Below are 11,318 nucleotides of genomic sequence, written 5' to 3' on the forward strand. Positions count from 1 at the left end.
GATGGCTGCGAGGGACGAGAAACCCCATATAACGTGTACACTATGAAAGTTATTCTCGTTTATTCGCGCGGGTGGGCATCGGCTCCCCGCCAACAAGAGGGGGAAACCATGGATCAAAAGGCTTCCGCAAAGGTCCTCGTACTCGACTTTGGTGCGCAGTACGGTCAGCTCATTGCCCGTCGCGTCCGCGACCTCAACGTGTATTCCGAGATTGTTCCCTGCGACATCTCGGCCGATGAGATTCGCGAGATGAACGCCTCTGCGCTCATCCTTTCCGGCGGCCCGGCCTCCGTGTATGCCGAGGACGCTCCGTCCATCGATCCTGCCATCTTTGACCTGGGCCTTCCCGTCCTGGGCTTCTGCTACGGCCATCAGATCACGGCCGTGACGCTCGGCGGCAAGGTCGGCCACTCAGAGGTGGGCGAGTACGGCCGTGCTACCATCACACGCACGGCCGGCGCCAAGCTCTTTAACTCCACGCCCATGCAGCAAACCGTGTGGATGAGCCACCGCGACGCCGTGTCCGAGGTGCCCGAGGGCTTTACCGTTACCGCCAGCACCGACGTGTGCCCGGTTGCCGCCATGGAGTGCCCCGAGCGCAAGATTTTCACCACGCAGTTCCACCCCGAGGTCAAGCACTCCGAGTACGGTCAGCAGCTGCTGAGCAACTTCCTGTTTGAGATCTGCGGCCTGGAGCCCAACTGGAGCATGGACAACCTGGTCGAGACCATGACAGCCGAGTTCCGCGAGAAGGTCGGTAACGACCGCGTGATTCTGGCCCTGTCCGGTGGCGTCGACTCCTCCGTCGTGGCTGCGCTGGGCGCTCGCGCCGTGGGCAAGCAGATGACCTGTGTGTTCATCAACCACGGCCTGCTGCGCAAGGGCGAGCCCGAGCAGGTGGAGGAGGTCTTCACCAAGCAGTTCGATGTCGACTTTATCCACGTTCACGCCGAGGACCGTTATGCCGAGCTTCTGGCCGGCGTGACCGAGCCCGAGGAGAAGCGCCGCATCATCGGTACTCAGTTCTGGAAAGAGTTTTTCGCCGTGGCGCAGCAGCTCGAGACCGATGGCAAGCCGGTCAAGTACCTGGCTCAGGGCACCATCTACCCCGACATCATCGAGTCCGGCGCTCGCAAGACGGGCGGCAAGACGGCCACCATCAAGAGCCATCACAACCTGATCCCGTTCCCCGAGGGCGTACACTTCGACCTCATTGAGCCGCTTGATCACTTCTTTAAGGACGAGGTCCGCGCGCTTGGTCTGGCACTGGGCCTGCCGGGTCATATCGTGTTCCGTCAGCCTTTCCCGGGCCCGGGTCTGGCCATCCGCATTATCGGTGCGGTCGACAAGGAGAAGCTCGAGATCCTCAAAAACGCCGATGCCATCGTGCGCGAGGAGCTGGATGCCTACAACCAGCGCCTGTTTGAGCAGACCGGCGAGCGCAACTCCGAGCACAGCTGCTGGCAGTATTTCGCGGTCCTGCCCGACATCAAGTCCGTTGGCGTTATGGGCGACGAGCGCACCTATCAGCGCCCGATCATCCTGCGTGCCGTCGAATCCAGTGATGCCATGACCGCCGACTGGGCCAAGCTGCCCTACGATGTGCTGGCCCGCATTTCCGGCCGCATCGTTGCCGAGGTTCCCGGCGCCAACCGCGTGTGCTACGACATTACGTCCAAGCCGCCCGCGACCATTGAGTGGGAATAAGAGAAAACTGGGAATAGAATTCCCAATTTTAGTAGGAACAGCGTAATTAGGTACGCGAATGGGAAGGGGAGTCCCGCGGGACTCCCCTCTGTTTAGATCGAGAATTAGAACGGTAACGTCACGTATGCTTTATGCGTGCTTGCGTTTGTGATACGCGGCTAACGCGATGCCGACTGCGATCAGGGCTGCTGCACTGAAGCAGAGGGATGCCAGGAGTGCCATCTGGTTGTCACCGGTCCGAGGGATTGTTGAGTTGGTGGGAGCGGAGTCGGCATTCTTCTTCCACTGGGCGTACAGGGTGGTGTCCTGGTCTGCGTTCTTCTTGGCGTCGAAGGCCTGCTTGCCTTCCTTGTCGTAGGTCCAGCCCTTGAAGGTATAGCCTTCGGCGGCGGGATCATCGATAAAGGTGATGGGCTTGCCCTTCTCGGTCTGCTTGGTCACACTGTCGCCGTGGCCGTTCATGTCGAAGGTGACATCGACCATTTCGATGATGGGAGTGGAGGGAGCTTCCCAGACAGCCGTGAAGGTGATGTTTTCTTTAGCGGTGTATTCGCCGATAAAGGGATCGGTGCCTTCGGAGCCCTTCATGATCCAGCCAACGAATGTGTAGTCGCCGTCAGTGCCTAGATTAGGGAGTTCGACGACACCGCCTTTGCTCACGGTCTTGGCCTCAGGAGCAGTGCCATATTTGGATTCGAAGGAAACGGTGACCTTTTCCTTTTTGGTCCATTTGGCGTAGACGGTCATGCTTGTAGCGGCGGTACCGTTGAACGAGGTGGTGAGGCTCTCATCGGTGAACCAGCCGCCGAAGTCATAGTCGGTATCGGTGGGCTCGGGCAGGGTGACGGACGTCCCCTTCTTGACCGTAATGGGGTTGATGATCTGGGTTCCGTGGCTGTTCATATTGAAGGTCACGGTGACGGTTTCGTAAAGCTCTGCTTTAGTGAATCGGGTAGTGGGTTTCGAGCCTTCAATGGAAGATGCTGCTTGATTGGTAGGAAGAATATCTTCACCAAAATAGGCGGTTAATACTGATCCATCTTCCGTTGTCAACTCAAGGACAGATGGGTGAATTGTATCTCCGCCGTTATTCGTGAAATGGGCCTCCAGGTGATCGTTCGAGCTATCTATTTTTATTTCAAGCGAAAGGTTCTTTTCATTTGCTTTAACGACGCCATATCCCGGCGCTTTGACTTCATTCCAAGTGGCAATGGGTCCCTCGCCTTCGGCCCAAGCGTAATTCTGGGCGCCGGAGAAGGTGAAAGCGCAAACGCCGACGATGGCTGCGAGCGTGAGGACGAAAACCGTCCGGCGCCTGGCCAAGGTCTCTTTAACCTGTATCTTCATCGTATCCTCCAATTCAAGCGTGCGTTCCCTATTGCAACATTGCATTTCATGTTAACAGAGAATTCTTTTCGGGCATGTCCCTTGCTCGGCTCGGGCTTGCTCTGGGCGGGGATGCTTCGTGGTCTTGATGGGGTGGGTGCCTAATTCGAAGGAGGCAGAATCTGGTTTGGTGGTGCAGAAAAGTAACAAATATGATTTATTAGAGAGGTAATTACATTCAAACGACGCATAGCCAACAAAGATTCGGTTATTCTTTACCAAATCGAAAAAACGCAGCAACACACTGTACGTCGTGTTGCGTTTTACGTTGGTTCAATTCGATGCGATTGGAGCAGACATGAGCTTCATGGATTCCAAATTCTCCAAATGGGGAGAGGTCGAAACTGCAGTTCTCTCCCAATCGCTTGCGAAAAGATTTGCGAGGGTGATGCTGGCGGCAGTGCTGGCAGCATCTTTTCTGCCCGTCGCAGCTTTCGCTGATGCCCCTGCAATCAGTGGCCCAAATCAGATTAAGTACTACATGACTGCACAATATACCAATAGAACATCAAGGTCTAACTATATTTGGGATTGGTCCACTGTGGACGGTGGAGCTATCAAAATCTCGTATCTTGATAGTCTTTATCCAGATCACAGTACCGTTTCTGTAACGGGAACTAAACTCGGCCACGTGACTTTGAAGGTTTCGGGGGGTGATGTGGCTGAGGAACGATTCGATATCGAGATTACAAAGCGTACCGTATATTTGTCTTCCGCGAACTACTCTAAGACCTATGACGGAAGGCCTCTTATCGGAGGAATTAGTGTCGATGGGGACGGTTGGGCTCCTTTTGACGAAGACAGAGTCCAATTCAATAGGACCTCTCGGACGAATGCTGGCGAATCGGAAAATACGTTTGACGTAGTGTTACCTTCAGGTAGTGAGGAATACTTCGAGGAACACTATAATCTTATTATCAGGGGGTATGGTGTCTTGACGGTCGAAAAGCGTCCGGTCAGCCTGACCTCCGCGAGTGGCTCCAAGGAGTACGACGGCAAGCCCTTGACCAATCACAAGGTCACCGTTGGGGAGGCTACCTGGGGCACTGGTTGGGTCGATGGCCAAGGTGCCACCTATTCTTTCACCGGCTCGCAGAAGATCGTCGGCTCCTCCGAGAATACATTCGAATGCATCCCCAACGAGGGAACCAATCTGGACAACTATCAGATCAACAAGACGTATGGAACCCTGACCGTTACCGACCGTAGCGAGAAGTACCAGATCACCCTCACTCCCAATTCCAAGTCCGTGACCTACGATGGCACCGAGAAGTCCGTATCCGGTTTCGAGACCCTGGAGTTCCAGATCAATGGTCAGACCTTCTACGTTTCCGGCGTTGAGGCTTCTGCAGCGGGCACCGATGCGGGCGAGTACCCTGTCAAGGTTTCCGGCCAAGCTGTCGTCATCGATTCCGACGGCAACGACGTGACCGACCAGTTCACCGTGAACATCGACGATGCCAAGCTGACCATCGTCGGGGGCGACTCCGATAAGTCTGCATCCAATCTCCCTCACACCGGCGATAGTGCCGCCCCCTATGCAATGGGCATCTGCGGCGTTGCGATCGCTGCCGGTGCTGGGGCGCTCTTCACGTTCAGAAAGCGCAACAACTATAAATAAGCACGGATACCATTGGTGCAGCTCCATTGAAATGAAGCGCTAAGATAATCAGAAAAGGCACCTTCCCGTCTGGGAAGGTGCCAACTTTGTGCGCCGAGCATGGCATGTCAGAGAGCAAGCGTTTTGTTGAGGGAGTAAATTGTTTGCCAGCAGCCTATGACCATGCTAAATCTGTCTACTATTCAAACAGAAAAACGAGCAGCTCAACATATTTTCCTGCAGAAAAGAATACGGCAGTGCACGCAACGCGGCCGGCCCCTTCCCTTCCTGCCGAAATCCCCACGCCTGCCATCCGCTTTTTCTATGCAAATATTCACAAAAACGCGAAAAAGGAATAAAAATACCTTATCGATTAATTTGACGAGAAAGGGAACACAATGGGTAGACTCGAAGGCAAAGTTGCTATCGTAACGGGCTCCACCAGCGGTATTGGCATCGGTATCGCAAAGGTATACGCAGCCGAGGGCGCAACGGTTGTAATTAGTGGCCGTCGTGCCGAAAAAGGCCAAGTTGTAGTTGATCAAATTGTTGAAGCAGGCGGCAAGGCAAGCTTCCACTATTTCGACATTACCGAACCAGCAAGCATCGAAGCGCTTATTGCAGACACTGTAGAGCAATACGGCAAGCTCGACATTTTGGTAAACAATGCAGCAAACGTTGCCCTCAAGGACGGTCGTGTTGACGAGCTCACCCTTGAAATGTGGGACGCTATTTTGGAAAGCGACCTGCGTGGCACCTTCTATGCAACGAAGTGCGCTATCCCCTACATGAAAGAAATTGGTGGCGGCGCAATCGTAAACATTGGCTCTATGGCATCATGTGCAGGCGACTTAGGTTCTACCGCTTATGCATGCGCCAAGGCGGGCGTAGACATCTTCACGCAATACGTTGCCTTGCAATACGGCAAAGACAACATCCGCTGCAATTGCATCCGTCCAGGCTTGATTGTTACGCCAGAAAACGAGGCGAAGGTTCCTCAGATGCTCAAAGATATCTTCTTGGGTAGCATCATGGTTAACCGCTACGGTTGCCCAGAAGACATTGCTCATGCAGCCGTGTATTTTGGCTCCGATGAAAGTACCTACACCACGGGACAGATCATCAACGTTGACGGCGGCATGAATTCGCACGCTCCAACCGTTGCTCAGTTCCGCCAGATGAATTCCCGCACGTGGTAATTCGTACAGGCGAATAGACCAGTACGAAAGCGCGAACGCGAGAATGCGGAAAGCGTGAACGCATGAACGCATGAACGTGCTAAAGTGTGAAAGCGCGAAGGTGCGCATGACTGAATGCGCGAAAGCACACCACGCACGCAAAAGATTTCTTGCAGATAGAATCTACATGGCCACCCTTTGCGGGTGGCCATGTTTTTTGTGCAGGCAATCTGTTGGCTAAGGCTTATAGGACAAAATGTGTGTCCACGTTGGGGGCATCGGCACAGGTCGATGCCCCTTTTTCAGCCGTTTGAATTTCGTGCCCGCTTTTAACCGCTCGGACAGAATGTGTGTCCGGTTGCCTATCGTTCCCGCAGGCAGATAACCTTTTCCGGAACCGTTAAAAACCCTTTCGGAAGAGGTGCCCATGAAGACCGTCTATTGCCCCTACCGCGGCGGTCGGGCCTTCAGGAGCAGGACGGCCGAGTTCCGGGAGGTCTGACCCATGCCCGAGTGCGTCGACGAGGTCCACAGGGTCGTCTTCGTCGACGGCATATACCTCGCCAGGGACCTCGTCGTCCTCATCGCGCGGTTGCGAAGGTGTGGCCGCAAACCATGGTCCAGCTCTGCCTTTGGCATGCTTTCTCCCAGGTGAACAGGCACATGACTAGCAGGCCGAGGCTGAGGGCGGGGATGCTTCGTGGTCTTGATGGGGTGGGTGCCTAATTCGAAGGAGGCAGAATCTGGTTTGATGGTGCTGAAAAGTAACATATTTGATTTATTAGAGAGGTAATTACATTCAAACGACGCATAGCCAACAAAAACTCGGTTATTATTCACCATATGGAAATAGAGTTTGTAGGTTCTCAGACCGATTGTGGCACATCGAAAAATGCGATTCGTGTAACGCTCGACCCGTCTATTGCCGAATATTACAACATCGTGAAGAACGAAGGTAAATTGACGGTCGAAAAGCGTCCGGTCACCCTGACCTCCGCGAGTGGTTCGAAGGAGTACGACGGCGAGCCGCTGACCAACGACGATGTTATCGTCGGGGGCACTGGTTGGGTCGATGGCCAAGGTGCCACCTATTCTTTCACCGGCTCGCAGAAGATCGTCGGCTCCTCCGAGAATACATTCGAATGCATCCCCAACGAGGGAACCAATCTGGACAACTATCAGATCAACAAGACGTACGGAACCCTGACCGTTACCGACCGTAGCGAGAAGTACCAGATCACCCTCACTCCCAATTCCAAGTCCGTGACCTACGACGGCACCGAGAAGTCCGTATCCGGTTTCGAGGCCCTGGAGTTCCAGATCAATGGTCAGACCTTCTACGTTTCCGGCGTCGAGGCTTCTGCAGCGGGCACCGATGCAGGCGAGTACCCTGTCAAGGTTTCCGGCCAAGCCGTCGTCATCGATTCCGACGGCAACGACGTGACCGACCAGTTCACCGTGAACATCGACGATGCCAAGCTGACCATCGTCGGGGTCGACTCCGATAAGTCTGCATCCAATCTCCCTCACACCGGCTGCGGCCGCCCCCTACGGGATCAGCCGCTTCGGCCGTTCTTCATCCCTTCCAGAACAGCTGGGTGAGTTCTTGGCGGGTGGTGGTGCCGGTTTTCTTCAGAATGTTGTGCACATGGGCCTGCACGGTGCCCAGGGCCAGTTGCGGCGAACTGGCGATGTTCTGGTTGTCCTCGCCCTGCAGCACCTCTTTCAAGATGACGCGCTCGCGCGCGGTCAGGTGACAGTGCTCGCAGAGGGCGAGGAGCAGCTCGTCTACGTATTCTTGGGCATCGGGCGCGTCGGTTCCTTAGAACGGAGGCGCAAGGTGTTGACAGCGGCGCACAGGGCGAAGAAACCAGTTCAATATCAATCCGTCTAGGCGTTAGGACTAGTTAGGATTAGTTAGGATTAGCTAGGATTAGCCAGGGTAAGGTGTGCGGTGAGCTAATGTAATCTGAAAATAATCCTGGTTATTTCTTCTCAAAACTACGGGTGCGTCCCATGCTGTGTGGCGCAAGGGAGCGTCTCGCTCATTTCGGGGCGCTTCATGGGAGCGCGGTCCGCAAGGGGCGGTCCGGCCAACGAATTTTGAAGGAGATTTCAATGGTCAAGGATTACATCGACACCAACGACTTCACAAAAGAAGAGCTGCTCGGCATGGTAGATCTGGCCATCGCCATGAAGGGGCTCATCAAGGAGGGCGGCGAGTACCCGCACCTGCTGAAGGACAAGACCCTCGGCATGATCTTCCAGCAGGTGTCCACCCGTACCCGCATCTCCTTCGAGACGGCCATGAGCGACCTCGGCGGTCACGCCCAGTTCTTCGGACCCGGCTCCATCCAGCTGGGTGGCCATGAGTCCATCGAGGACTCCGGCCGCGTTATGGGAAGCCTCGTCGACATCCTCATGGCCCGCGTCGATCGTCATAAGGATGTAGTGAGCTTGGCGAAGTACTCCGCGGCCCCCGTCATCAACGGCATGAGCGAGTACAACCATCCCACCCAGGAGCTCGGCGACCTCATGACCATGATCGAGAACTTGCCCGCCGGTAAGAAGATCGAGGACTGCAAGTTTGCCTGGATCGGCGATGCCACCCAGACCTGCGCGTCGCTCATGTTCATCTGCACGAAGATGGGCATGGACTTCGTGCAGTTCGGACCGAAGGGGCATCAGATTCCCGACGGCTGCCTGCATATTGGCACCGATGAGGAGCGCGCCGAGTTCGGCAAGCATCTCATGGCTATCGGCGAGGAGAACTGCAAGGTCTCCGGCGGCACCATCACCATTTCCGATGACATCTCCTGCATCGAGGGCGCCGACTTCGTGTACACCGATGTGTGGTACGGCCTCTACGACAGTGAAGTCTCCAGCTCCAGCTACATGGATGTGTTCTATCCGAAGTACCAGGTGACCTGGGATATGATGAACGTTGCCGGTCCGAACAGCATGTTCATGCACTGCCTGCCCGCCAACCGTGGCGAGGAAGTCGTCGACGAGGTCATGGACGATCCCGAGCGCTCCCTGTGCTGGGTCGAGGCCGAGAACCGCAAGCACTCCATTCGCGCCATCCTGGCCACTCTGTGCCCCCAGAGCGAGCCCGACGAGCAGAAGGCTGCGGCATACCGCGCCACCATCAATGAGCGCATGGCCGCTCTCGGTAAGCACGGTCTGTAAGACGTACCAGGTCGGGCGAGCTACGGCTCGCCCGCCTTCGCAGGAGATGGGCGACCTCATGGCCATCGGCGAGGAGAACTGCAAAGTCTCCGACGACAACCGAGTGCATCAAGGGCGCCGACTTCATCTACACCGACGTGTGGTATGGCCTGTACGATGCTTTCTGATGGGCGGCAGCAGATGCTTGTCTCTTGCTGCCCATCATCTGCGCCACTGCGCGTAAGCACTGGCGCCCTGTCTGAAAACGACTGAGCAAAGGATTAAATATGAGTGACGGAAAGAAAAAGCTTTCCTTCCTGACGGTCATTTCGACCATCATCTGCGTCGTCTTCGTTTGCGAGGCCGCCGCTCCTGCTGCTGCCATTGGCAACCAGCAGTTCTTCTGGTGGATCTTCCTGATCCTGACCTTCCTGCTCCCTTACGGCATGGTCGTCGCCGAGCTCGGCACCACCTATGACGGCGAGGGCGGCATTTACGACTGGGTACGCGATGGCCTGGGCGACAAGTGGGGCGCCCGCATTTCGTACTACTACTGGGTCAACTACCCGCTGTGGATCGCCTCGCTGGCGACCATGTTCCCCGACATCCTGGGCATGGTCTTTGGCGTCGAGTTCAACCTGATCGCCAAGATGGGCATCGAGCTCGCCTTCGTGTGGATCGTCTACCTCATGGGCCGCTCCAAGGCGGCCGACTCCGAGTGGGTCCTCAACGGTGGCGCCCTGATCAAGGTCGCCGTTGCCGTCATCGTCGGCGCCCTGGGCATCTGGTATGCCATGGAGAACGGTTTCGCGAGCGACATGTCCGCCGCCACCTTCCTGCCCGAGCTCACCAACACCAACGCCCTGGGCTACCTGTCCATCATCATCTTCAACTTCATGGGCTTCGAGGTTATCTGCACCATGACCGATGATATGGCCGATCCCGCTCGCGATATCCCCAAGGCTATCGTCGTCGGTGGCGTGGCTATTGCCGTCATCTACCTGTTCGCTGGCTTCGGCATCGGCGCCGCCATCCCGGCCGACTCCATCGACCCCGACTACGGCATGATCTTCGCAGTCCAGACCATGGTGGGCGATTCCGTGCTCTTCAAGGTCATCTGCATCGCCTTCCTGATCACCCTGTTCGCCAACATGGCCGCCTGGTCCTTCGGCGTCAACTCCGTCGCCCGCTACGCCGCCGAGCACGGCAACATGCCCAAGGTCTTCGCCTCGATGATCTCCGAGGACGACATGCCCAACGGCGCCAACCTGGTCAACGCCGTCGTCGCCTCCCTGGTCCTCTGCCTGCAGCTCGTTCCCGTCGACGCCATCTCCAACGGCGTCTTCTGGATGCTCTTCGGCACCTCCGTCGTCTTCCTGCTGCTCACCTACATCCCGATGTTCCCGGCGTTCCTCAACCTCCGCAAGAACGACCCCAACCGCGAGCGCATCTTCACGTTCCCGTTCAAGGGCGCGATGATGAAGGTCATGCTGGCCATCCCCTGCATCGAGCTGATCCTGGCCATCGTCGCGACGCTGGCGCCGTTCTCCGCCGCCGAGATCGGCGAGAAGGTCCCGATGATCATCATCTTCATCGTGCTCATGCTCATCGGCGAGGTCGTCCGCGTCGTCAGCGCCAAGGGCCGCGAGACCGAGTACAAGGGCCTCACCCCCGAGCTGGCCGCCCAGCGCCTCGCCGAGGAGGCCGAGGAGAACTAGGGCACCCGGTTCCGGGCACCCCGGCCTCCTCGGAGGTGTGCCCGGGCGACGGGTCCGCCAACCATTCCCCGGGGCGGGTGCAGGCGATAGCTCCGGCAGCCGCCGACCGCCCCGACCCCTCTCCCGTATCCCTCGTGCGCCCTGTCTCCGCGCACCTGGCTACGTCGTCGCCCGCCGGTGCGACCCCGTGAAAACCGGCGCCGGGCGCCCCGACCTCTGCCGGGGGACGGGCGCCCGCCATCTCTTGGTCCTAGGCCGCGGGCAGCCCGCCCGCGGCAGACGATCGTCCGGTTTGGAGGAAATCTTATGCGTACGATCACCGAGTCCGAGTCCACCCCTAGGGCCGACGGCTTCTTCATGCCCGCCGAGTTCGCCCCCCAGGACCGCGTGTGGATGGGCTGGCCCCACCGCACCGACACCTGGGCCCACGGCGCCAAGCCCGCCCAGAAGTGTTAGCGTCAATCTATTTTTCACCAGTTTCGCTAAACAGGCGCGCCGTTCGCGCAAAGGCGGTTTCACCGGTTGCGCTAACGTATTTTCACCGATTCCGGTCACGGCTCG

The 11,318-nt window shown here is 57.0% G+C and carries 10 protein-coding genes; 8 read left to right on the plus strand and 2 right to left on the minus strand.

Going from position 1 to position 11,318, the window contains the following annotated elements; all coding sequences use genetic code 11:
- Window positions 1–108: 108 nt before the first annotated feature.
- Window positions 109–1,707 (plus strand): glutamine-hydrolyzing GMP synthase, encoded by a 1,599-nt coding sequence (gene guaA / locus ACTNBY_RS08535; RefSeq protein WP_427719448.1) that lies wholly within the window; start codon window positions 109–111, stop codon window positions 1,705–1,707.
- Window positions 1,708–1,836: 129 nt separating this feature from the next.
- Here guaA and ACTNBY_RS08540 read toward each other — a convergent pair whose 3' ends face one another.
- Window positions 1,837–3,054, minus strand: coding sequence for an InlB B-repeat-containing protein (locus ACTNBY_RS08540; protein ID WP_441064152.1), 1,218 nt, complete (start codon window positions 3,052–3,054; stop codon window positions 1,837–1,839).
- Window positions 3,055–4,027: 973 nt separating this feature from the next.
- Between ACTNBY_RS08540 and ACTNBY_RS08545 the strand changes: the two genes are divergently transcribed.
- From ACTNBY_RS08545 to ACTNBY_RS08560, 4 genes are all read left to right on the plus strand, one after another.
- Window positions 4,028–4,714: an LPXTG cell wall anchor domain-containing protein gene (locus ACTNBY_RS08545; RefSeq protein WP_441064153.1), complete on the plus strand. Its 687-nt coding sequence runs from the start codon at window positions 4,028–4,030 to the stop codon at window positions 4,712–4,714.
- Between the two features lie 86 nt (window positions 4,715–4,800).
- On the plus strand, window positions 4,801–5,052 hold the full coding sequence (locus tag ACTNBY_RS08550) for a hypothetical protein (RefSeq protein WP_441064155.1): 252 nt from the start codon (window positions 4,801–4,803) through the stop codon (window positions 5,050–5,052).
- 39 nt (window positions 5,053–5,091) lie between these two features.
- Window positions 5,092–5,892 (plus strand): SDR family NAD(P)-dependent oxidoreductase, encoded by an 801-nt coding sequence (locus tag ACTNBY_RS08555; protein ID WP_123220203.1) that lies wholly within the window; start codon window positions 5,092–5,094, stop codon window positions 5,890–5,892.
- Between the two features lie 822 nt (window positions 5,893–6,714).
- On the plus strand, window positions 6,715–7,473 hold the full coding sequence (locus ACTNBY_RS08560) for a hypothetical protein (protein ID WP_441064157.1): 759 nt from the start codon (window positions 6,715–6,717) through the stop codon (window positions 7,471–7,473).
- Here ACTNBY_RS08560 and ACTNBY_RS08565 read toward each other — a convergent pair.
- Window positions 7,448–7,591 (minus strand): LuxR C-terminal-related transcriptional regulator, encoded by a 144-nt coding sequence (locus ACTNBY_RS08565; protein WP_441064162.1) that lies wholly within the window; start codon window positions 7,589–7,591, stop codon window positions 7,448–7,450. The genes ACTNBY_RS08560 and ACTNBY_RS08565 overlap by 26 nt on opposite strands.
- 398 nt (window positions 7,592–7,989) lie before the next feature.
- Here ACTNBY_RS08565 and ptcA point away from each other — a divergent pair, with 398 nt between their 5' ends.
- The 3 genes from ptcA to ACTNBY_RS08580 all read left to right on the plus strand — a co-directional run bounded on the left by ptcA (window position 7,990) and on the right by ACTNBY_RS08580 (window position 11,213).
- Window positions 7,990–9,060, plus strand: coding sequence for a putrescine carbamoyltransferase (gene ptcA, locus ACTNBY_RS08570; protein ID WP_441056337.1), 1,071 nt, complete (start codon window positions 7,990–7,992; stop codon window positions 9,058–9,060).
- 266 nt (window positions 9,061–9,326) lie between these two features.
- The gene (locus ACTNBY_RS08575) at window positions 9,327–10,757 is read left to right on the plus strand and encodes an APC family permease (RefSeq protein ID WP_441064158.1); all 1,431 of its coding nucleotides are present in this window, start codon (window positions 9,327–9,329) and stop codon (window positions 10,755–10,757) included.
- A 306-nt stretch (window positions 10,758–11,063) separates the two neighbouring features.
- Window positions 11,064–11,213 carry an agmatine deiminase family protein gene (locus tag ACTNBY_RS08580; protein WP_441064160.1) on the plus strand — a complete coding sequence of 50 codons (150 nt, stop codon included), beginning with the start codon at window positions 11,064–11,066 and terminating at the stop codon, window positions 11,211–11,213.
- The last annotated feature ends 105 nt before the right edge of the window (window positions 11,214–11,318 follow it).

The organism is Collinsella sp. HCP28S3_E12 (genome assembly GCF_052065595.1).
Lineage (GTDB): Bacteria > Actinomycetota > Coriobacteriia > Coriobacteriales > Coriobacteriaceae > Collinsella.

Excerpts from the sequence above, each read along its gene's own strand:
- ACTNBY_RS08580 (WP_441064160.1), top strand. The coding sequence starts at position 11,064 with ATGCGTACGATCACCGAGTCCGAGTCCACCCCTAGGGCCGACGGCTTC.
- ACTNBY_RS08540 (WP_441064152.1), bottom strand. The coding sequence starts at position 3,054 with ATGAAGATACAGGTTAAAGAGACCTTGGCCAGGCGCCGGACGGTTTTC.
- ACTNBY_RS08575 (WP_441064158.1), top strand. The coding sequence starts at position 9,327 with ATGAGTGACGGAAAGAAAAAGCTTTCCTTCCTGACGGTCATTTCGACC.
- guaA (WP_427719448.1), top strand. The coding sequence starts at position 109 with ATGGATCAAAAGGCTTCCGCAAAGGTCCTCGTACTCGACTTTGGTGCG.
- ptcA (WP_441056337.1), top strand. The coding sequence starts at position 7,990 with ATGGTCAAGGATTACATCGACACCAACGACTTCACAAAAGAAGAGCTG.
- ACTNBY_RS08560 (WP_441064157.1), top strand. The coding sequence starts at position 6,715 with ATGGAAATAGAGTTTGTAGGTTCTCAGACCGATTGTGGCACATCGAAA.
- ACTNBY_RS08555 (WP_123220203.1), top strand. The coding sequence starts at position 5,092 with ATGGGTAGACTCGAAGGCAAAGTTGCTATCGTAACGGGCTCCACCAGC.